At 50.8% G+C, this 19,650-nt stretch carries 22 protein-coding genes; 7 read left to right on the plus strand and 15 right to left on the minus strand.

All coding sequences use genetic code 11. The features are described 5' to 3' along the window. Nucleotides 1–1,242 carry an MFS transporter gene (locus tag PU624_RS00185; RefSeq protein ID WP_283544875.1) on the minus strand — a complete coding sequence of 414 codons (1,242 nt, stop codon included), beginning with the start codon at nucleotides 1,240–1,242 and terminating at the stop codon, nucleotides 1–3. Between the two features lie 280 nt (nucleotides 1,243–1,522). Further along, complete coding sequence (locus PU624_RS00190; protein ID WP_283545165.1) at nucleotides 1,523–2,476, minus strand: MBL fold metallo-hydrolase; 954 nt, start codon at nucleotides 2,474–2,476, stop codon at nucleotides 1,523–1,525. A gap of 81 nt (nucleotides 2,477–2,557) precedes the next feature. On the opposite strand from PU624_RS00190, the gene PU624_RS00195 reads away from it, so the two are divergent. Further along, a complete protein-coding gene (locus tag PU624_RS00195) occupies nucleotides 2,558–3,484 on the plus strand; it encodes a LysR family transcriptional regulator (protein WP_283544876.1) in 927 nt (308 codons plus the stop codon). A gap of 5 nt (nucleotides 3,485–3,489) precedes the next feature. Here the strand turns inward: PU624_RS00195 and PU624_RS00200 are convergent, their stop codons facing one another. Next, on the minus strand, nucleotides 3,490–4,359 hold the full coding sequence (locus PU624_RS00200; RefSeq protein ID WP_283544877.1) for a LysR substrate-binding domain-containing protein: 870 nt from the start codon (nucleotides 4,357–4,359) through the stop codon (nucleotides 3,490–3,492). 164 nt (nucleotides 4,360–4,523) lie between these two features. Here PU624_RS00200 and bla point away from each other — a divergent pair, with 164 nt between their 5' ends. Further along, a complete protein-coding gene (gene bla, locus PU624_RS00205) occupies nucleotides 4,524–5,402 on the plus strand; it encodes a class A beta-lactamase (protein ID WP_283545166.1) in 879 nt (292 codons plus the stop codon). Between the two features lie 176 nt (nucleotides 5,403–5,578). Here bla and PU624_RS00210 read toward each other — a convergent pair whose 3' ends face one another. Continuing rightward, nucleotides 5,579–5,977 carry a VOC family protein gene (locus PU624_RS00210; RefSeq protein WP_283544878.1) on the minus strand — a complete coding sequence of 133 codons (399 nt, stop codon included), beginning with the start codon at nucleotides 5,975–5,977 and terminating at the stop codon, nucleotides 5,579–5,581. A 69-nt stretch (nucleotides 5,978–6,046) separates the two neighbouring features. On the opposite strand from PU624_RS00210, the gene PU624_RS00215 reads away from it, so the two are divergent. Next, nucleotides 6,047–6,766, plus strand: a complete 720-nt coding sequence (locus PU624_RS00215) for a helix-turn-helix transcriptional regulator (RefSeq protein WP_349372152.1) — start codon at nucleotides 6,047–6,049, stop codon at nucleotides 6,764–6,766. A gap of 150 nt (nucleotides 6,767–6,916) precedes the next feature. Here the strand turns inward: PU624_RS00215 and PU624_RS00220 are convergent, their stop codons facing one another. Then, the gene (locus tag PU624_RS00220) at nucleotides 6,917–7,477 is read right to left on the minus strand and encodes a TetR family transcriptional regulator (RefSeq protein ID WP_283544879.1); all 561 of its coding nucleotides are present in this window, start codon (nucleotides 7,475–7,477) and stop codon (nucleotides 6,917–6,919) included. A gap of 90 nt (nucleotides 7,478–7,567) precedes the next feature. Here PU624_RS00220 and PU624_RS00225 point away from each other — a divergent pair, with 90 nt between their 5' ends. Continuing rightward, nucleotides 7,568–9,043 (plus strand): FAD-dependent monooxygenase, encoded by a 1,476-nt coding sequence (locus tag PU624_RS00225; protein ID WP_283544880.1) that lies wholly within the window; start codon nucleotides 7,568–7,570, stop codon nucleotides 9,041–9,043. A gap of 604 nt (nucleotides 9,044–9,647) precedes the next feature. Here PU624_RS00225 and PU624_RS00230 read toward each other — a convergent pair. Continuing rightward, the gene (locus PU624_RS00230) at nucleotides 9,648–10,727 is read right to left on the minus strand and encodes an FAD-dependent oxidoreductase (protein WP_283544881.1); all 1,080 of its coding nucleotides are present in this window, start codon (nucleotides 10,725–10,727) and stop codon (nucleotides 9,648–9,650) included. Between the two features lie 76 nt (nucleotides 10,728–10,803). Here PU624_RS00230 and PU624_RS00235 point away from each other — a divergent pair, with 76 nt between their 5' ends. After that, a complete protein-coding gene (locus tag PU624_RS00235; protein WP_283544882.1) occupies nucleotides 10,804–11,259 on the plus strand; it encodes a MarR family winged helix-turn-helix transcriptional regulator in 456 nt (151 codons plus the stop codon). A 61-nt stretch (nucleotides 11,260–11,320) separates the two neighbouring features. Here PU624_RS00235 and PU624_RS00240 read toward each other — a convergent pair whose 3' ends face one another. The 6 genes from PU624_RS00240 to PU624_RS00265 form a co-directional block, all read right to left on the minus strand. Further along, entirely contained in the window at nucleotides 11,321–12,745 is a 1,425-nt protein-coding gene (locus tag PU624_RS00240; RefSeq protein ID WP_283544883.1) for an alpha,alpha-trehalose-phosphate synthase (UDP-forming), read from the minus strand. A 115-nt stretch (nucleotides 12,746–12,860) separates the two neighbouring features. Next, the gene (locus tag PU624_RS00245; protein ID WP_283544884.1) at nucleotides 12,861–13,409 is read right to left on the minus strand and encodes a GNAT family N-acetyltransferase; all 549 of its coding nucleotides are present in this window, start codon (nucleotides 13,407–13,409) and stop codon (nucleotides 12,861–12,863) included. A gap of 302 nt (nucleotides 13,410–13,711) precedes the next feature. Beyond that, nucleotides 13,712–14,152, minus strand: a complete 441-nt coding sequence (locus PU624_RS00250) for a GNAT family N-acetyltransferase (protein ID WP_283544885.1) — start codon at nucleotides 14,150–14,152, stop codon at nucleotides 13,712–13,714. Nucleotides 14,153–14,267: 115 nt separating this feature from the next. Beyond that, nucleotides 14,268–14,945, minus strand: coding sequence for an anti-sigma factor (locus PU624_RS00255; RefSeq protein ID WP_283544886.1), 678 nt, complete (start codon nucleotides 14,943–14,945; stop codon nucleotides 14,268–14,270). Then, a complete protein-coding gene (locus PU624_RS00260) occupies nucleotides 14,942–15,490 on the minus strand; it encodes a sigma-70 family RNA polymerase sigma factor (protein ID WP_283544887.1) in 549 nt (182 codons plus the stop codon). Before PU624_RS00260 ends, PU624_RS00255 begins: the two co-directional genes overlap by 4 nt. 61 nt (nucleotides 15,491–15,551) lie before the next feature. Further along, a complete protein-coding gene (locus tag PU624_RS00265; protein ID WP_090965204.1) occupies nucleotides 15,552–16,112 on the minus strand; it encodes a fasciclin domain-containing protein in 561 nt (186 codons plus the stop codon). Between the two features lie 363 nt (nucleotides 16,113–16,475). Here PU624_RS00265 and PU624_RS00270 point away from each other — a divergent pair, with 363 nt between their 5' ends. Further along, nucleotides 16,476–16,994 (plus strand): GrpB family protein, encoded by a 519-nt coding sequence (locus tag PU624_RS00270; protein WP_283544888.1) that lies wholly within the window; start codon nucleotides 16,476–16,478, stop codon nucleotides 16,992–16,994. Between the two features lie 22 nt (nucleotides 16,995–17,016). On the opposite strand, the gene PU624_RS00275 is transcribed toward PU624_RS00270, so the two are convergent. Beyond that, nucleotides 17,017–17,538 (minus strand): MarR family winged helix-turn-helix transcriptional regulator, encoded by a 522-nt coding sequence (locus PU624_RS00275; protein ID WP_283544889.1) that lies wholly within the window; start codon nucleotides 17,536–17,538, stop codon nucleotides 17,017–17,019. A 68-nt stretch (nucleotides 17,539–17,606) separates the two neighbouring features. Between PU624_RS00275 and PU624_RS00280 the strand changes: the two genes are divergently transcribed. After that, nucleotides 17,607–18,476 (plus strand): EamA family transporter, encoded by an 870-nt coding sequence (locus PU624_RS00280; RefSeq protein ID WP_283545168.1) that lies wholly within the window; start codon nucleotides 17,607–17,609, stop codon nucleotides 18,474–18,476. Nucleotides 18,477–18,603: 127 nt separating this feature from the next. Here the strand turns inward: PU624_RS00280 and PU624_RS00285 are convergent, their stop codons facing one another. Together PU624_RS00285 and PU624_RS00290 are read right to left on the minus strand one after the other, a co-directional pair. Continuing rightward, the gene (locus tag PU624_RS00285; RefSeq protein WP_283544890.1) at nucleotides 18,604–19,131 is read right to left on the minus strand and encodes a rhodanese family protein; all 528 of its coding nucleotides are present in this window, start codon (nucleotides 19,129–19,131) and stop codon (nucleotides 18,604–18,606) included. Continuing rightward, a complete protein-coding gene (locus tag PU624_RS00290) occupies nucleotides 19,128–19,445 on the minus strand; it encodes an ArsR/SmtB family transcription factor (protein WP_283544891.1) in 318 nt (105 codons plus the stop codon). Before PU624_RS00290 ends, PU624_RS00285 begins: the two co-directional genes overlap by 4 nt. Nucleotides 19,446–19,650: the final 205 nt, after the last annotated feature.

Below are 19,650 nucleotides of genomic sequence, written 5' to 3' on the forward strand. Positions count from 1 at the left end.
TTAAAATGAACTGTCTGATTCGCCTCTTTCTGAAATATCCTTTGGTATTTTATCTCGAAGACAAGCCATCGAGATAATGCCGGTTAGTACAATGAGTGAACTCATGCCTGCAAAAGCCACCATCAGACTCGCAGCGGCGGCCAGCCCGGATAGGAGACCAGAAAGCGCTTCAGCGGTATTAGCCAGAGTAGAAAACGTGCCAAATATCTTGCCAGTGTTCTCAGAAACAGACCAGGACTGTATGACTGTCACAAGAGAGATATCAACGAATGCACCGCTGATACCCAGAACGAAAGCTATCGGCAGAAGAGATTCAGACGAATAGCGGGCGGCAAATGACATCAACACCAGTAAGATTCCGTAAAAGAACCTATTGCGCATGACTTTAATAGGTGAAACCGTGCCAGACAACCGACTATAGAGCAGACCGCCAGTAATCGTGCCTGCTGCCATAAGAGAAAAAATCCAGCTTGTAAAAACCTCCCCACGACCCTGACTGACAGTTACAGCAGGAATGATGAAACGAAGTATTGATCCGGTAAAGAGAATGCAGACAGAGGAACCTAAAATAGTAATAAATAAACCGCGGGCTTCCTGAAACAAACTTTTTATGCAGGAAAGATTCTCCTTGTATACTTGTTTAAATCTGAACGCCGACGTTTTAATCCCTCGATTATCTGAATAAGTAGACAGTATTACAATTGAAATTGCATACGTTAATGTATTGAACATCAGCACCCAGGGCTTGTCTGCTAGTGAAATTATGACTGAACAAATAAGAGGACCTGCCACAGACGCAGTTTCTTCAGCTATCTGCGAGATGCCATTGGCACTGCCCAGCTTTTCAGAGGGTACTGTTCCGGGCACTGCAGTCTGAAAGCTGGGCTGGAAAATAGCGCGACCAATAGTTGTTGAAACAGACGCAATGATGAGGATGACAATATTTATTAGATCATAAAGACTGCATATGAAAAGTAGTAATGTCACCGTCAGGCGAAGCCATTCACTAATAAGAAGGTTATTTTTGATACGCCAGTTATCTGCCATCCAGCCCCCAACCGGGCCAAAAAAAAGAAAAGGAATAAAACGAAAAAAATAGACGCAGCCCGTCAGAAGATAATTGTTATGCGTGTTTTCGAGCACAATAAATACGAAAACGACCTCATATGCATAATCGCCCAATTTCGAGATGAAAAGAGAGGCAAGTAGTATGCGGAAATTTTTAATTTTCAGCGAGTTCATTGAAGTCTATTCCAATATTGAAATCTGAAGCACCCAGCGCAGACACACCCTCAGCAAATTCAATTATGCTAACGTCCTGGTCGTGTAATGTGCGCTTGTGCGCAATAAACGACAAAGCAATGCTGAACGCATGTGCCCATGCCAAAGCAGTGCAGCAAAAACGAACGTTCTTAACCACCGCTTCCCTACATTAGCTGCATTCTTTTCCGTATTAAAGAGAGAACCTGACCATAGCGAAGCGACAACAATATGGCTTTCCGCCCACTGCTTAGCTTAAAACCTACTTCCCCAGCTGCGCACTGTAATTAGCGGGCACCCAGCGATAGGCGTTACCCTCATGCTGAACATGGCCCAGGCCAGGGAAAGCGATATGCGCGGCAGCCACCCAGTAGCCCTGGTCGGCAGCCTGTTGCAGTACCCTCTCACGTGTAGCGATAGCCTGCTTCTGATTAACATCAAAGTGGATAGCCACTTCAGGATCGGGCATTTGTACTGCTTTGGCATGGACGATATCGCCCCAGAGCACCAGTGTCTGTCCTTCACTCTCTACGCGATAAAGTACGCTGCCCGGCGTGTGGCCGGCTGTCGACTCTGCACGAATCCCTGTCGGTAAGGTGGCTGGCGCGATAAACGTTTTGAGCAGCCCGGCGTTGATAACCGGGCGAAGCGTCCGTTCAGATTCTGCAAAAGTATGTGCCTGGCTGGCCTCCACCCGGCTGGCGTTAGCCGGATTAAGCCAGAAATCGACATCCCGTTTATCCACGTAAACTTCAGCGTTTGGAAAAGCAGGCTTGCCCGCACGCATCACACCGCCAGAGTGATCGGCATGGATGTGGGTCAGAAGTACAGCATCGATCGACGCTGCCGGATAGCCCGCTGCGGCAAGGTTAGTCAGCAGATGTCCGCCATTGTGGCCGAAAAGCTCACCCGCTCCGGTATCGACTAAGATGCGCTTTTTGCCATCATCGATAACGAAGGCATTGATGGAGGTTTCGGCCTGCGGCGTCATCGCATCTCTGGCCATCGCTTTGCTGAGTTTGTCCGGCGAAATGTTGGTCAGTAATGAATTGAGGGGCACCGTGACCGTGCCGTCGGAAACGGCGGTTATACGCAGTTTGCCCAGCTTCATGCGGTAATAACCCGGCGCCTGCTGATCCAGTGCAGACGGCTGAACGGCCGCATGGACCGGACTGAATGCGATAAGTGAAGCGACCAGCATCAGTAAAATTTTCATCATTTCCTCTTCCTAAAGTTTCATCACAACGTGGGTGGCAGTATCCTGACGCAACTTGTATCACTCAAATTGATTAAACTGATGCTCACTATCAGAGAAAATGATTTTCATCGTATAGACCTGAACCTGCTGACGGTGCTGCTGGTTCTCAGGCGGGAAGGCAGCGTATCGCGTGCAGCAGAAAAGCTGCATCTGGGGCAACCTGCGGTGAGTAATGCTCTGGCCCGGTTACGGATCATGTTCAGCGATCCACTCTTCGTGCGCACGGCGAAGGGCATGGAGCCGACCCCGCGAGCGGAAGCGCTGATCGCGGAGCTGGGCCCTTTAATGGCGCAGATGCAGAATGTACTTTTTCAGCCCGCCTCCTTCACGCCCTCGGAGGCGACGCATGTTTTTCGGCTGGGAATGAGCGACTGGGTTGAACGCTGGCTCATGCCAGAACTGTATGCGCACATTACGCGCACCGCACCGGGCATAACACTTCAGATTACGGCCAGCGATCCCTTCCGGGATGCGGAGCTGGTCGCACGTGGCGAGATTGATCTCGCCATTTCAGTGGGCGACAGCACGCCCGCCACGCTGCAACGTGAGAAGATCGTGTCACATAACTTTTGTACGTTGTGGCACCCGCAACAACTTTCGTTGCCTGCGCCGCTGACGGTGGAGGATTACGTAGCACACGATCATCTGCTGGTCTCTTATCGTGGGGCGATATGGAGCGCTATCGATGACGCGCTTGCGGCTTCAGGAAAAGCACGTTCGATTCGCTACGTCACGCCGCATTTTTCCTCTCTGCCGCCACTGCTGGCGCGCACGCCCGCGTTAGCCACAGTTCCCGCCGGGCTGGCGGATGACTGGATCGCCCATTACGGTTTATGTTGCAGTCCTGTGCCGGTGGCAACACCGGAGATCGCCCTTTCGCTGCTCTGGCATAAACGTTTTGATAACGATATGGCGCTTCGCTGGCTCAGAGAGGAGCTGCGAAGCGTGATGACAGATCGGACCTGAGTCAACTACGGGGTCATTATTTGCTGACTAATCCATTCGCGGAATATGTGCATCGAATGGGTCATTTTTCTGGCTCTCTGCCACGTTAACCAGTACCCATCCTGACCGGCGTAAATATCAAAAGGTCTGGCGAGCAAGCCTTGTTTTATTTCCGGTTGAAACATGACATCCGGAGCCAGTGCTACGCCACCGGTAATCATGACGGCATCAATAATAAGGCGTGAAGAATCGAAAACAGGTCCATTAATTCTGAACGGAGGGATACCTGCTGCAGCAAACCAGTTATCCCACTCTTCAATACGATAAGAACGTAATAAAGTCTCGCCAGAAATATCGCCAGGTTTGAGTAGTCTCTTTGCGGTCTCAGGCCGACACAACAGGGTAAGCGGCGCATCCAGAAGAAGTGCGTTATGCGATGAAGTCCAGTTGCCAGAACCGTATCTTATAGCAAAATCGACACCCTCTCCGGCAAGGCTTACAACGTTATTATTTGTCTGGATACTCAGTTCGATAGCAGGGTGTCTCTGCTGGAAGTCTTCAATTTTCGGTAAAAGCCAGCCCAGCGCAAACGTGCCTACACAGGAAATCGACAGTGCTTCCCTGACCTTTCCTCCTTCGAACTGACGGTACGCCTTTTCAATACGATGAAATTCTTCAGAAATTTTTGAGAAAAGTAGCCGGGCCTCGTCGGTCAGCTCAAGGCCCCGGGGAAGCCTTTTGAACAAAACCACCCCTAATCGTTCTTCAAGCAGCCTGACCTGCTGACTGACCGCCGCCTGAGAGACGAAAAGCTCCATGCCAGCCCTCGTGAAATTGAGGTGGCGGGCAGAAGCCTCAAAAGCTCGCAGCGCATTGAGCGGGATATCACTTTTCACATCAGACCCCAGAAATTCTTATGACTGTCATCAATTTATACCGTTTTTTCTTAAAGCGAAATTCATTTATTTTGGAGCACGTAATTTAAGGGGTGCGAAGTTATTCCCGCGAATTTTAATTTACCCCCATGATGTTTTTTTATTTCAGAATAAGGTGGTTCATGATGATAAATTTTAAAGCAAGCCTGACCAGTATGTTACTGCTCGCCGCAACAGGTTGTTCATTATCAGCCTATGCTGCTTTTGACCAGCAGACGTTAAAAAGCCAGTTTGAGACACTGGAAAATAAATCAGGTGGACGACTCGGCGTAACGGTCATTGACACCTCCGATGGTTCAACATATTCATGGCGTGGCAATGAAAGATTCCCACTGTGCAGTACAAGTAAAGTAATGGCGGTTGCAGCGATATTAAAGAAAAATGAAAGTGATCCTGCTTTGCTTGATAAAAAAATTCATATAAACAAAAGTGACATGGTTAATTACAACCCCATCACCCAGAAGCATATCGGCTCATCCATGACCGTTGCTGAGTTGAGTGCTGCGGCGCTGCAATACAGTGACAACGCCGCGATGAATAAATTACTCGCCTATCTGGGTGGCCCGCAGCAGGCAACCCAATTTGCCCGAACAGCAGGCGATAAGGCTTTCCGTCTGGACAGAAAAGAACCGGAGCTTAATACGGCCATGCCGGGTGATGCGCGTGATACCACGACCCCTTTAGCGATGGCTGACACGCTTCGCAAACTTGTTCTGGGATCCGCTCTTAAAGAAGAGCAGCGAACCCGGCTGTCAGAATGGATGAAGGGCAATACTACAGGTGTAAACAGTATTAAAGCGGGCCTGCCGGCTGACTGGATAGTGGCAGATAAAACAGGCAGTGGTGACTATGGCACAACGAATGACATTGCCGTCATCTGGCCAAAGCATCACGCCCCCATCGTTCTCACAACTTACTTCACCCAACCTGTTAAAGACGCAACCGCGCGCAAAGATGTTCTGGCCAGCGCGGCAAAACTGGTCACAGATGCCATCAGTAAATAACGCGTCTTCCGCAGATAATCGGCTCAGCGTGAGCCGATTATCTGGCTTTCGCCTCCTGAGCCGTGAACGCTTCATCCGGACAACTTCACCTGGCGTATTTCCTGCCAGACATGTCAGGCAACATGGATGACGAAATATCCAGACGCGCCTTTGCCGGGTGGCTTAAGCAGCTTTGCTTAGCGATTAAATCTTTCAATCGCGCTGTCAGTGACAGGCGTAAACAGTGACACGAGCGTGCCTTCCGGGTCGCGAAATTGCAGTGTCCGGTTTCCCCAGGGCATGACCTTGGGTTCGTGAACAAATTCAATACCCTGCACTCGTAACCTGTTGAAATGATGGTCTACATCGGTAACGTAAAATTCGATTATGGCGGTTTCATTAGAGGCCGCCTTTGCACATCCCGCCCTGAAAAGCGGGACGGTCTCTTCGCTTCCAATAGCGATTGCAGCACCTGGCATGACAATCTCAGCAAAAACAGGGGCAAGCCACTGGGCGCGGCATTCAGTGATAAATTCGTAGAATTCAACGACCCTGGCCATGTCTTTTACAATCAGTCTTACTGAAGCTAATTTCATTGCTTACTCTCCGAACGATGGCATAAATGATGTCAGTAGCTATCATCGTTCAACCCTACTGACACCGTTATGGCAACAGGAAAAAAAATGAGGCGCGCAGACAGACTTTTCCAGATAATTCAGATACTTCGCAGAAATCACTTTCCCGTTACAGCGGCTAAGTTAGCAGAGGAGCTTGAGGTATCTAAGCGTACTGTCTACAGAGATATGGCGGATTTGGCTGGGCAACGCATTCCTGTGGCGGGAGAGGCGGGAACAGGCTATGTGCTGAGTTCAGATTATGATATGCCACCCTTGATGTTTACTGCGGAAGAGCTTGAGGCTGTCTTTTTAGGCATTGAACTCGTTAAACAACTGCCTGATGCCACCCTTGCTCATAATGCGAATGATGTATTAGCTAAAATCACATCGGTCATTCCGAAAAAACTTATGGATTTACTGACTGAGTCAACGGTTGCTATTAAACCTGATAACCGGGAAATCAGTAAATCTGACACACGTGAAATCCGCGCGGCAATACGCAATGAACGTAAAATTTTTATAAAATATCGCGCTGCAGATGGAAATATTTCTGAAAGAGTTATCTGGCCCATCGTCCTCGGATACGACTTTTCACATAGCTTGCTTATAGCCTGGTGCGAAAATAAGAAGGATTTCAGGCATTTCCGTATAAGCCAAATAGTGAAAATTATTGTCATGAATGACAGCATCCGCACAGACAGGAAAAGCCTGAAACTTCAATGGCAAAGATGGCGATCCACCCAGACCTCACAGCCCGACATCCTGTAGAAAACCGATTTAACGTCTGACGCTTTCAATATTAATTGTCTTAAATTTAAGCGGAAAAATAGTTTAACAGGAAGTGGCTTTCACACCGGGAAATGAAAAAAACCACCCCTGTCTATGTTGAGGAATTTCTGATGCTTATTTAATGCCCTTTTATTCAGAAATAATTCCACTCAATATCAGTTCAAGACCTCGTTCATACATATGTTCTTTATCGGCTATAAAGAACTGACTACGCCTGTTCAATTCCGTCAGCGAGCCTTCCTGTTGTTCTTCAAGGACAAAACCAACCGTGAATTTTGATGCTGTCATCAACGCGAGTTTCGCATCATTTTCATCGATCCCCTGCCCCACCAGAAAGCTTATCTTCTGTTCAAGCCGTCCGCTGTCGTCACCAGGCACATGAAAAGCATGGAGGCGGGCACCATCACGGTAGAGAAGCAAAGTATGACGAAATGACTTCAGATTGTTTATAAGCCATGTTTTTACGTCCTGACCCTCTTCAGGCAAGGGAAAATTCCAGTGAGTTTGCATGGCGGCTTCGGCCATGGCTTGCAGTAGCCTGTCTTTATTTTTGAAATGCCAGTACAGAGCCGGCTGCTCTACGCCCAGCTGCTTCGCAATTTTTCTCGTACTGATGCCATCAATTCCTGCTTCATTCAGCAACATCAATGCTTCCGTAACGATTTGGTCAGCGCTCAAAATTTTTTTCATAGATCTCCCAGCTTATCAGTGATAAGTTCTAATTTATCAGTGATAAGCTTACCATGTTTTGTTATCCCGGACTCAAAAACGGAGGGTATTATGTCAAATGAGCATCTGAATGAAACAGGGGTTTTAATCACTGGAGGGGGCATTGTGGGACTTTCTGCGGCCCTCTTTCTGCACCAGAACAATGTGCCATTCATCCTGATTGAAAAAAATCCAACGCTGTCGATGCTGCCTCGTGCGAGAGGGTTTTCAGCCAGGACGATGGAGTTGTATCGCAGTGTGGGACTGCAGCAAGCCATCGAAAAACAGGCACTGAAGGCATGGAAGCAAGGCACATTTGGGGGAGCAAGGAGCGGCAAATCAATGCTGGATTCACTGTCGCTCAGTGAAGCTGACGTTCAGCGCTTACACTCTGAAGCGGATCCGTCACCCTGCATGTTAACCGCCTGTCCTCAGACGCTGATTGAGCCAGTGCTCTATGAAGCGTTGCTGGACAGAGAACAAAATATACATTTTGGCTGGGAACTCATCGAAATTAGCCAGCATAAGAGCGGAGTCACCGCCAGAGTCAGGGATTCTGAGGGGGCATTGCATCAAATCAATGCCAGCTTTCTGTTTGCCGCAGACGGCGCGCGAAGTTCAATCCGAAGCGCATCAGGTATTCAGCGAAAAGGTATTGAAGCCAGCAGACACTACCTGAACATTTTTTTTGAAGCAGACCTGACTGATGATGTATGCGGTAAAACATTCAGCCAGTGCGAAGTAAGCAATGACACTGTTAAGGGTCTGTTCCTGTCGATGAATAATACGACGCGCTGGTCTTTTCATCTGGATTATGATCCTGATAAATGTCATCCGGAACAATGGGATGACAACGCACTGATATCCGCTCTGCGCAGCGCTATCGGTAAAGATTGTGAAATTAAAGTATTAGCTCGCTCCCCCTGGAATACGCGTGTCAAAGTGGCTAATGTCTACCGCAGAGATCGAATTTTTCTGATGGGAGACGCAGCGCATGTCATGCCACCCTGGGGGGGATTTAACGCCAATACGGGCATTGCCGATGCCCATAACCTGTGCTGGAAAATCGCGCATGTTTTAGCAGGGAAAGATGATGAATCCCTGCTTGAGACCTATGAAACGGAAAGGCTGCCGGTGGCGGAAAGAAACGGCAAACAGGCCTGGCTCAGAACGGATTTTGATGCGCGTTTCCAGATAAAATCCCCGGGCAACGCCGGTTATTTCAATGACATTATTGATTGTAATGAACTTCACATGCGTTATGAGTATGCCCGAAACAGGACAGTTGAAAAATTACTCTGTCAGCCAGGCACCAGATTTCCGCATCTGTGGGTTATTTACTGCGGTAAAACTATTTCCACTCTCGATTTATTCGACACTGAGTACGTCAGATTAGGTGGACCAGACTCTTATGCTCTCGGTCAGGAGTGCTTTTACAGATTTGGTCATGAGTTATTCCCGTGTGAAGAATCATCATCATGGCGTTCGCTGACAGGCTTAGCTGATAATCAAACTATTCTGGTCAGACCCGACGGCTTTATAGTCTGAAGACCAAAAGATTTCCGGCCAGGATACTCCCCTTTTTGCTTCGGCAGCAGAGATAAGCACTGAAAGTGTCTTATAAATTAATGCGGTTGCGTATTTCCTGAATAAATGATCAATCCAGGAACAAATGTCTATGAAGCTTATTCAGAATTCAGGATTACTTAAATTAGAGAAGACGATAGTGGGGGTTTTCTCCGCCTGGTTTACTCTCTACTCTGCTGCCGCGCTTGAAACGCGTAGTGATCCACACGTTCATAATATCGATATTTATCGTAGCAAAACACGATGCCCGCAAAGGATCGCAAACGGTCTGAGCCCTGCAAGGCTTACATTGCATAATTTGTACAGTGGGGAAGATGAAAAAGGGAAACTCAACCCAGAATGGAGATGTCCCGGTTGCCAGGTATCTTTATGGCAGGAGGATTGTCATATTCTCAGGCCCGCATCCGGAAGCGGATGAGACCTGAAGTGATAATTCAAATCTGACCGCTCTTCAGCAGGAAGTCAGTTGTTTCGTATTAAGAATGACGTCGCTACAGGCAGTCACTGAAATTTGTAACCGGAACACCAGAAACTGGCCGCTATTTCATATCTTAATTTTTTCAGGCTACTCTTTTTCGCAGAACCAGTCCTGAAAACCGGATAGTGCGGCAGGCATTATGTCGCGGGCGCGTTCCATGATGAGGGTTTCCGCATAGCGTAAACCGTTTAGCGGGTGCGACGCCTCGCATAAAGCCAGTGCCATGTCAGAAGCATCAAGCATTGCCAGGTTAACGCCTGTGCCAACAGGTGGCATCAGGTGAGCCGCATCTCCGATTAACGTAATGCCCGGACGCGGCACCCAGCAAAAATCCACGGGCAGGCTATAGATCGGACGCCTGACATAGTCGCCGGTCGCGTTGATGACTGCCTGCAGGGAAGAATCCCAGCCGTTGTAACTGTTGCGCACATAGGCGGTTATGTCCTGCCGCAGGACAATCTGATCGATCATATCAGCATCACGCTTCATGGCCGCATAAACGCAAATCCGTCCTCCTCCATTACGTTGTGTCACCAGCGCCTCCGTGCCGCCAAAGCTGAAAGCCGTTCCTTTTCCTGCAATGCGATTGATATGGCCGGAGGGTTCATTTATCCAGCCCTCAAAGAACGTTATGCCGGTATAACGTGGGCGTTCCGGCGTCAGATAAGATCTGACCCGCGACCAGGCCCCATCGGCACCAATGACAATGTCCGCTTCATAGCGCCTGCCGTTTCTGAACATCAGCCCATGATTTTTTTCCAGGCCGTAGTCCACATAATGAAGCTTATGACCCCATTGGAGGGTTTCTGGGGTGAGTGCGTTTCGTAGAAGCGTTTTTAGCTCGCCGCGGTCAATTTCAGGTTTATCCATTTCACCTTCCGGCCCAGGCATGTCGCCCTCGATTTCTCCGGTACGGTAGTTCAGCATCCGGCTTTTCTGATCCTCATGCCTCGCTACATTTCTGAACTGCTGGAGAAGTCCCGCCCGGCGCAGCGCCTCCTGCCCGCTGTCAGCATGCAAATCCAGTGATCCACCCTGACTCCGCTCAGAATCGCCAGACTCTTCATCAAACAGAGTGACGTCAAAGCCATTTCTCTGAAGTATGACTGCCGCAGTGAGGCCTGCAGGGCCTCCGCCAACGATGGCAATAGTGAGTCTGTCCGACATGGTTTTTCTCTCAGGCGTTAAAGCGTATACTCTATAACCACAAAGTTGACATATCAACCTCGGAGTCGAGTAAATAATGCATACCACGGAAATTTCAGACGAAGAGTGGCTGGCATGGCGTGGATACCGCCGGCTGGCCGCACTTATCACGGGGCGGATCGCCAGGGATATCAGTGAAGCCACCGGACTGTCCGATCAGGATTTCATGATCCTGATGGAGCTGAGCAAGAGTCCGCATGCAGAACTGCTTCAGCGTGAACTGCAGGAATATATCGAATGGGATAAGTCGCGGCTTTCACATCAGCTTTCACGTATGTCATCACGGGGGCTTGTGCAGCGAAACCGCAAAAGTTCGTCAGGTATTTCGGTAGGCATTACTGACGCAGGTCGCCTGCTCCTCGACAAAGCCCGACCGGTGCATGCTGCAAGCGTGCGACGACATTTTCTCGACTTACTCACGCCGGATGACCTCCCTGAACTGATCGCTATCAACGAGCGATTGCGACAGTCAGGGGGGAATTTTAAAGCGTGATGCGGTGAGCTTTATCTTCTGCAAACCCGCTTTCTGAACGGCTCGTGGTACTGACGGAAACTCAGTACCTCGCCCGGCTACTACTCAGTCGCGGAAAAAACACCGGCGGCGGCAGGACTTCCGGAACAACCGCCTCAGCTTTCAGCATGCGCAAAAATGACTCCGCCCAGTGATGGCTGTTGTGCATATGCAGGCCTTTCATCAGACGGGCATGCAGACACCGCCGTTCGTGTAACGGCATCTGCAGGGCGCGATGCACCGCACTGGCCATAGCGTCAGGATCGTAAGGATTCACGATGATGGCACCCTCCATCTGCTCGGCGGCACCGGCGAACTGCGAGAGGATAAGCACGCCGGGATTTTTCGGATCCTGCAGGGCGACATACATTTTCGCCATCAGGCTCATGCCCGCCATTAACGGCGTCACCAGCGCAACACGCGACGCACGGTAGATACCCGCCTGCTCCTCCCGGCTGTAGGCGTGCGTCAGATAGTTCACCGGATACCAGTTCATTGTGCCATGCACGCCATTCAGCTCACCACAGAGTGCTTCCAGTTCATGGCCGAGTTCAGACGCATCGTGTGCGTGCCCGGCGGCCGGCGGCGCAAGCTGCAACAGCGTGATATTTTTCTGGTAGCAATCATGTCTGCGCAGCAGTACTTCCAGGGTGCTGATGCGGTAAGGCAGACCTGAACTCTCATCAAGATGGCCACCGCTGAGTACGGTATTTTCTGGCAGACTGTCGCGGCACTGCATCTCCATATATGCACAGCTGTTGCTCTCGCGCAGGCACTGCACATCGTCAAGATCAATCCCGACCGGAAACACACCCACCCGGATAACCCGTCCATGAATGCGGAAGCTCTGGGCGTCCAGATGCTCCAGACGGAATTCGCTCTCCAGCCAGACAAGGAAGTTGTTCATATCCTGCACGGTCTGGAAGCCAATCAGGTCACAACACAGTAATGAGTCAGTGAACCAGCGCCATTCGGGAATGGTTTCAAACATTCTGCCAGCCGGGAATGGCTGATGCAGAAAAATACCTACTGAGTTGGTCAGCCCTTCTTCACGAATATAAGAAGCACAGCCAAGCAGGTGATAGTCCTGAATCCAGATAGTATCGTCAGGCGTCGCATTTTCGCAGATGGCGCGCGCATAGGCCTTATTGATGTTTTTATATTCCTGATAGCCACTGGTGGAAAAACGGGCCATGTCAGGACGCTGATGAAAAACAGGCCAGAGCCCTTTGTGAATATAGTTGTGGTAACCCTCATTCAGTTCGCCTGGCGTATACGGGAAGGTCACGGTTTCATACTGGCCTGCCTGCTGCACGGCGTAAGGTCTTGACGCATCCTGAGGTATCACGTTGCTTTCACCATCCCAGCTAATCCACACGCCTCCCTGACGGGAAAGGATGCCTTCATAAACGGCAGTAAGCGTCGATCGTTGACATTGATTATGAGAAACAAGGATAAGGCCTGACATGGTGTGTTCCTTAAGAGCCCGCTGCGGAGAGGCAACATTGCCAGGCAGCGAGCCGCTATTCATCGGAGGTCGGATAATAAACTGGAGAAAACCGCTCATAAGCGTGCACCCGGGCTTAATGCCTGCTCGCGCTTTTGGCACAAACCGGGTCGTAAACCCCTTCGTGCAACGTCGTCACGTAGACGCCAGGCAGTGCGGGAAAAGCCATAAATCCGTTGCGTTCGAAGAAATCCGGCACGGGCTCACCCATCGCAATGATGCTCCGGCAGCCCCTGGCACCAGGGTGAGACAGACAACAGTGCAGCAGCCATGAGCCGAGGCCGATAAAACGATATTCTGGCGAGATGAACAGATTCCGGATTACCCAGGTCTCTGCCATATCGGTCACGACGCGGGCAAAACCGATTTGCCGGCCATTACGGTAAAGTCCAAAACAGAGACTATTGTTCAGCGCCAGAGTCAGAGAGCGGGTATCCGGTATAGATTCGCTCAGCCACTGGGAAATCAGCCGATAGTTGAGCAGTGCCGGATCGGTGCTGGCCTCAATGGCATCTCTGAACCATTTGCGGGGCGAAATAAGGCGAAGGCGTTGCTGCTCAGCAAGATCAGCTACTGCAGCATCGCTGCATCCCGGTATGGAATGGGGCTTGTTAATGCATTTCATCCACGGCTTCCCTGAAGATAGGTGCATCAGCACCCGATGCCCTCAATTAAACCGATCGGCCTGTAAAAAAGGCGTAAAAAGAGGCAGATGTAATGTAAAAACGCTGCAAAGCATCCGCCCCTGTAGCATTACCAAGCGGGGATGACGCGAAAAGTCAGCGAGTTGAATACCGGAAATGCACGCGGTGATAAGTGAAGAGGAGTGACGGGCCCAGGTGCACCTGCCCCCGGAGTGGGTTTGAAAGATGCGTGGCCGGGCCGTTGTAGTGCAGCAAATGAGAACGTAAAAATCTCTTCTTTAATTCAGCGTTGAGCAATCATTGTCTGGGATGATACGCCGTTGAAAAATTTAACCTCCCCGACTTTCTTGAATCCCTTTTTCTCATAAAAAGGGACGGCAAAGAGTGAGGACCGTACACTGATTTCTGAACGCAGCGCGGGCGTCACCCGTTGCCAGAGCGCCCGCGCTACACCTTTACGCTGAAATTTCGGCTGCACAAAAAGGTATTTTACTAAATTGCCTTCGAAAACGGTGAGTACACCTGTAATCTCACCTCTTTCCACGGCAATCAGCCAGAGATAGTCATCTGCAACGATAAAGGGTTTAAGCGCATCGGGTTTTATGCTCTCGATAAACCATTGCGGGCACGGCTCAAATTCTGAAAAGTTACACTGCATCGACACCCTGTATATCAGCTCACTGATGCCTGCCGCATCAGACGCATTTGCTTCCCGGATTTCCATTCTTTTTTCATTCCCCCTGTTTGAGTGAAGGCAGGGGAATGGCGGCTTGCCCTGTGAAAAGCGCCCACTCCCCTTTCCCGCTGAATTCAGCCCCCTGAACCGGCACCATTGACGATCAGAGCAGAGTGACTTTGCCCTGGAAAATCACCGGCCCGGATGGTCCGCTGAGCTTCGAACCCCCCACTGGCTCCAGACTTACCGCCAGCACCGTCTGATTATTCAACTCGCCCGGCGGTAAACGGAAAGCGTTACTGTCGGTGTGATCGATCAGTCCCAGTGATTGTGGCGCAGCACTGCCCCGAATCAGCCAGAGCTGCAGGGCTTTATTCTCTGGCAGCGTGATGTTCAGCGCGGAGACCTGAATGAGTGACGCTGACTTATCCAGACTCACCACAAACTGTGCATTCGGCTGTGCGCCACTGAGCACGGCAATCGGCTGCAGGGAATGCGGGGCATCCGGCTTAATCACCTGGTTGTAAATGAGGACGCCAGCCATTGCTGCCGCCAGACCCCAGCCAAGCCAGAAGCCGGGTTGCCTGCGGATTGATGTCGGGCCAGAGGCGGCAGCGTTCCGTTTAAGGTTCTGCTCAATCCGTGGCCAGACCGCCGCAGGCGGGATCACGGCGTGGGTGAGCAGATCAATGCCGCTGAACGCTTTCTGCCAGTGCAGCACTTCCGCAGCAAATGCTGAGTCGTCATTGAGGCGTTTATCCAGCCGGTGGCGGGTCACATCGTCGGTGAGACCCAGCACATATTCCGCCGCAGTAAGATCATGGTGTTCCTGAGCAGTCATAGGCCTATGCACTCCCGAAGATGGATTAACGCGCGACGGATCCAGCTTTTCACCGTACCTTCAGGCTGGCTCATGGAGAGCGCAATCTCACTCTGCGAGAGGCCGCGATAATAGGCGAGCGAGAGGCTCTGTCGCTGTTCTGAAGGTAAGTGCGCCATACAGTGCTGAAGGCGGCGCGCCTCCGCATGACTTTCATCAGAAACGAGAGGCATCTGGAATCCTGCTTCCGCTTCGCTGATTTCATCTACCGAACAGCAACGGTTCTCATGTTTTCTCAGGAAATCAATCGCCCGGTTTCTGGCGATGTGGCTGAGCCAGATATGCGGTTCACTGCGCTTATCGTCGTAATAGTTTGCCGACTGCCAGATATGGATGAAGGTGTCGTGCAGGATCTCTTCCGCCCAGTCCCGGCGTCTGACCATCCGCAGGATGATCCCATAAAGTCGGGGCGACAGGACGCGATAAAGCTGCTCAAGAGCAGCTTTATCACCACAGGCTATCTGGTTCATTAAGTCGGCCTGAATGTGAGGCACATTTTTTGTCATCGGCTTCCCTGTAAATGGTGTAGCCACGTAGTCTGTGGCCACACTCAGTATAGGTAACGCTTTATGGCATCAGTACGGTATCAATGACGTCAATCACACCGTTGCTCTGGTTCACATCATAGGTTGTGATACTGGCAACATTGCCCTGGGCATCTTTAAGCTGAATGTTGTGCGGGCCGTTCGCCATCACCCACAGCGATTCGCCATTGACCGTTTTGAGCTCAGCTTTGCCGCCACCGGCTTTGATTTTTTTCTCCAGCGCCTTCATATCCAGTTTTCCTGCGACCACGTGATAGGTCAGGACGCTGGTGAGTTTTTGTTTGTTCTCTGGCTTAAGCAGGGAGTCGACCGTGCCCTGAGGCAGCTTTTCAAACGCGGCATTGGTTGGTGCAAAAACCGTGAACGGTCCCTTACCTTCCAGTGTCGGGACCAGACCAGCGGCTTTAACGGCGGCCACCAGCGTGGTGTGGTCTTTGGAGTTAACAGCATTCTCAACAATATTTTTCGACGGGTACATGGCAGCACCACCGACCATCACCGTGTCGCTGTTCATGCTGGCCGCGTAAGAGGCGCCGCTGAAGACTAATGCTGAAAAAATCAGAGTTGGCAGGAATGGTTTCATTTTCACTTCCCCTATTGAGTTAACGGACAGGGCCAGAGTGCCCTTATCTGTTAATACGAATGAGGAGGCAAAACGGATGCAAAAAATTTTAAATTTTTTTAGCGGGGGATTTAAGGCTTACCGATATGTCATGAGCGCCACCGGGCAAAATGCACCATAACCAGGTATTTAAATACTGATTCACGTAAAGGTGTGCCGGGCTGACAGCGATGCCACCATGCTGGCAGCCTCTCCCTGACGAAGCGTTAAGGTCGTCGTCAGATTACCAGCAGCTCCGGCAGGTTAAGGCCATTAACAAGGCCTTTATCAACGCGGAGAAAGGCTATATTGAAATAGCCGATTACTGGAAAACTGGACTTAACTATGCGGACAATCGCTGTGGTGCCATACGATGAAAAATGGTCAGAAGCCTTCTGCGCTGAGAGTTTGCTGTTAAAAGATGTGCTCGGTGAAGTCGCGGTGACTGTTCATCACATTGGCAGTACAGCAGTGCATGGCCTGTCGGCAAAACCCGTGATCGACATACTGCTGGAGGTCTCAACTATTGGCGAACTGGATAAGTATCACTCAGCCATGAGCAGCGCCGGATACGTTGCTCGCGGTGAGAACGGCATACCGGGGCGCAGGTATTTCATTAAGGGAAGCGATCGCCGCAGTCATCATGTTCATGCCTTTGCCTCTGGCGATGAACAGTTAGTCAGGCATTTAGCCTTTCGTGATTATCTCAGGAAAAACAGTGATATTGCAGCCGCGTATGCGGAGGTAAAACACGCCGCAGCACTGCTCTGTAACAACGATGCGCAAGGCTACAGCGCGCTAAAAGCAAAGTTTATCGAACGTCACCTGCAGCTCGCACTCACTGAAGGGCATGACAGGAACTAAGTGGCGCGCCGTGTGGCATAACTTATTTCCGGGCAAAACCCTCAAGCGTTCGCAGCAAATCTGCCAGGCGCTGGTCCAGTTCTTTGAGTGCACTGGGTGAAATCCCTGAGAGTATCTGTTTCTCATTAGCCACATGCTTTTCGACGGCGCGGTTAATGAGTGCCAGTCCTTCCGGCGTTAACTGAACCAGCATGCTACGGGCATCATTCGCATTCACCTGCCTGCTGATCAGACTTCTGGACTCCAGCCGTTTGAGACGATGTGTCATGGTGCCCGACGTCACCATGAGCGCCGAAAACAGCTCTGTCGGACTCAGGCTGAAGGGTTCTCCAGACCGTCGCAGTGTCGCCAGCATATCGAACTCCCACATGCTTAATCCCGACTCTGCAAAGCTCGCTTCCAGCTGCTGCTCAATCAGAGCAGTGCAACGTTTAAGCCTTCCCAGCGGACCCATCGGGCTGCAATCCAGATCGGGACGCTCCTGCAGCCACTGCGCAAGGATGACGTCAACGGCATCACGGGGGGATTCAGTAAAATCGCGCATTTATCTTGATTTCAAGTTAATTGATCGGCAGGATAATTTTATCTTGAATTGAAGATAAAGGCAAAATGATGGATTCCTCACTGTCGATTTCCTACTGGCGTGACGTATTGCTGACCTCTCTGGCCCCTGCTATCTGGGGCTCTACGTATATTGTGGCCACAGAGTTTCTGCCGCCAGATCGGCCCTTTACGGCGGCACTCATCCGGGTACTCCCTGCCGGCATCCTGCTATTGCTGCTGACACGTCGTCTGCCCGCCTTCCGTGAAACAGGGCGACTGGTCATAATCAGTGCCCTCAATATCGGCTTGTTTCAGTCACTGCTGTTCGTGGCAGCCGAGCGTCTGCCCGGTGGCCTGGCCGCAGTGCTGGGGGCTGTTCAGCCGCTTCTGGTGATGGGACTTAACTGGGCGATAGACCGTCGTGCGCCAGCAAAAGTCACGTTATGGGCTGCGCTTGCGGGCGTGGCAGGGATGACCGTTTTACTGATCTCACCGAAAACAGTGTTTGATCCCGTGGGGATTGCGGCGGCTCTGCTGGGTGCCGGATCTATGGCCTCCGGGGTGTGGCTTACCCGTCGCTGGCAGATTAATTTACCCGTCATGGCGCTGACAGGCTGGCAACTTATTCTGGGCGGGATCATGCTGGCACCTGCAGCATGGCTGATTGATACTCCACTGCCGGTTCTGACATCTTCGCAGTACGCTGCTTACACCTGGCTGAGCATGGCAGGCGCGTTTATTGCCTATGGTTTATGGTTTCGTGGCATCACGCGTCTTCCAGGTGTAGCAGTCGCTTCTTTAGGATTACTCAGCCCGCTGGTCGCCGTGCTGCTGGGCTGGATCATCCTTTCGCAGGCATTCAGCGGCACGGCATTTTGTGGATTAATTATCGTGCTGACCAGCGTACTCATCGTGCAGCGCACATCTGCCTCTTCATGAGTGCTCTTTAGTGTCCGGCTCTGCACAGGGTGACGGTCGTTTTTCTCTTTAAACCAACCTCACCCGTAAACCAGGCGAAGTGCTCAAACCTTTTCCAGACAAGGAGTGCCAGCATAAAGACGGACGTTTATTGCACTGGTCTGTTCCAGGGCATTTTTTGCAGCAGAGTCGCCATCCCGCAAAAACCGGTGACGCCGGAGAAAACTAACCCTGCGCCGATAAAACCTGAGAGCAAAAATAGCCGGCTATCCACGGCATAACCCAGGATCACCCCCAGGAGAATAAGCATGCCTGCGGTGATATGAACCTGTCTGATGACGGGGAGTGGCTGTTTTTTATCTTCAGTCGTCGGGAGTGCGGCACCCTTCCACGCATTAATGCCGCCTGACATCAGGAACACTTTCCCGGAACTGACAGCCTTCATGAGTTCGTCAGCATGATGAGTGGTTCGCATCCCGGCCTGACAATGAAAAATTACCGACTGCTGGCCTGAACCTTCGACAGTTTTACCTTTGGTGATTTCTGTCAGCGGCAGAGAGATCGCTTGCGGAATGTGTTCCCTCAGATAATCCGTACGATCGCGGATATCAATCAGCAATGCTCCCTGTTCGAGAAGCTGACTGGCTTGCAGTGGCGATAAGGTTTCAGGCTTCATTTAAAATCCTCCGGGCAGTAAATCTCTTTTAACGTGGACACCACTTTTTTGACCGCGTCGTCTTTGATGAAATAGTTCACCCTTTGCGCCACCCTCGAAGACTCAATCAGACCGTCCTCTTTCATTTTCGCCAGATGCTGAGACGTGGCAGAAGGCGTCAGACCGCTCTGCCGGGCCAGCTCCCCTGACGATGTGCCGGGTTTTTCGATAAGGATGCAGAGGATTAACAGTCGATGGCTGTTACTCATCGACTTTAGCAACGTAGTTGCCAGCGACGCGCTTTCCTGCAACCGAACAAGCTGACTGTTTTTCATTTCATCACTTTAGCATTATCTAAATTAAGATAACCCTAAAATAAGCAGAGGCCGGATGCAATAACTGTTTTTGCAGGTCGTATGGGCTGCTAAACAGGCAGCGTGCATTCACTGCTTAATTTCCCGATTTGCTTCCCCTGCCTTTTCGCGGAACCGGATGTTGCCGAACTGTGAGTCACATCTTGTTTACATAACAAACAAGCTC

It is taken from the genome of Pantoea sp. Lij88 (genome assembly GCF_030062155.1).
Classification (GTDB): Bacteria; Pseudomonadota; Gammaproteobacteria; order Enterobacterales; family Enterobacteriaceae; genus Pantoea.

What these genes read in the sequence shown, in the direction of transcription:
- PU624_RS00230 (WP_283544881.1), bottom strand. Translation starts at nt 10,727, where the DNA reads ATGTCGGACAGACTCACTATTGCCATCGTTGGCGGAGGCCCTGCAGGC.
- bla (WP_283545166.1), top strand. Translation starts at nt 4,524, where the DNA reads ATGATAAATTTTAAAGCAAGCCTGACCAGTATGTTACTGCTCGCCGCA.
- PU624_RS00225 (WP_283544880.1), top strand. Translation starts at nt 7,568, where the DNA reads ATGTCAAATGAGCATCTGAATGAAACAGGGGTTTTAATCACTGGAGGG.
- PU624_RS00210 (WP_283544878.1), bottom strand. Translation starts at nt 5,977, where the DNA reads ATGAAATTAGCTTCAGTAAGACTGATTGTAAAAGACATGGCCAGGGTC.
- PU624_RS00240 (WP_283544883.1), bottom strand. Translation starts at nt 12,745, where the DNA reads ATGTCAGGCCTTATCCTTGTTTCTCATAATCAATGTCAACGATCGACG.
- PU624_RS00215 (WP_349372152.1), top strand. Translation starts at nt 6,047, where the DNA reads ATGGCAACAGGAAAAAAAATGAGGCGCGCAGACAGACTTTTCCAGATA.
- PU624_RS00260 (WP_283544887.1), bottom strand. Translation starts at nt 15,490, where the DNA reads ATGACAAAAAATGTGCCTCACATTCAGGCCGACTTAATGAACCAGATA.
- PU624_RS00220 (WP_283544879.1), bottom strand. Translation starts at nt 7,477, where the DNA reads ATGAAAAAAATTTTGAGCGCTGACCAAATCGTTACGGAAGCATTGATG.
- PU624_RS00195 (WP_283544876.1), top strand. Translation starts at nt 2,558, where the DNA reads ATGCTCACTATCAGAGAAAATGATTTTCATCGTATAGACCTGAACCTG.
- PU624_RS00190 (WP_283545165.1), bottom strand. Translation starts at nt 2,476, where the DNA reads ATGAAAATTTTACTGATGCTGGTCGCTTCACTTATCGCATTCAGTCCG.
- PU624_RS00235 (WP_283544882.1), top strand. Translation starts at nt 10,804, where the DNA reads ATGCATACCACGGAAATTTCAGACGAAGAGTGGCTGGCATGGCGTGGA.
- PU624_RS00245 (WP_283544884.1), bottom strand. Translation starts at nt 13,409, where the DNA reads ATGAAATGCATTAACAAGCCCCATTCCATACCGGGATGCAGCGATGCT.
- PU624_RS00275 (WP_283544889.1), bottom strand. Translation starts at nt 17,538, where the DNA reads ATGCGCGATTTTACTGAATCCCCCCGTGATGCCGTTGACGTCATCCTT.
- PU624_RS00280 (WP_283545168.1), top strand. Translation starts at nt 17,607, where the DNA reads ATGGATTCCTCACTGTCGATTTCCTACTGGCGTGACGTATTGCTGACC.
- PU624_RS00285 (WP_283544890.1), bottom strand. Translation starts at nt 19,131, where the DNA reads ATGAAGCCTGAAACCTTATCGCCACTGCAAGCCAGTCAGCTTCTCGAA.
- PU624_RS00255 (WP_283544886.1), bottom strand. Translation starts at nt 14,945, where the DNA reads ATGACTGCTCAGGAACACCATGATCTTACTGCGGCGGAATATGTGCTG.
- PU624_RS00185 (WP_283544875.1), bottom strand. Translation starts at nt 1,242, where the DNA reads ATGAACTCGCTGAAAATTAAAAATTTCCGCATACTACTTGCCTCTCTT.
- PU624_RS00265 (WP_090965204.1), bottom strand. Translation starts at nt 16,112, where the DNA reads ATGAAACCATTCCTGCCAACTCTGATTTTTTCAGCATTAGTCTTCAGC.
- PU624_RS00270 (WP_283544888.1), top strand. Translation starts at nt 16,476, where the DNA reads ATGCGGACAATCGCTGTGGTGCCATACGATGAAAAATGGTCAGAAGCC.
- PU624_RS00250 (WP_283544885.1), bottom strand. Translation starts at nt 14,152, where the DNA reads ATGGAAATCCGGGAAGCAAATGCGTCTGATGCGGCAGGCATCAGTGAG.
- PU624_RS00290 (WP_283544891.1), bottom strand. Translation starts at nt 19,445, where the DNA reads ATGAAAAACAGTCAGCTTGTTCGGTTGCAGGAAAGCGCGTCGCTGGCA.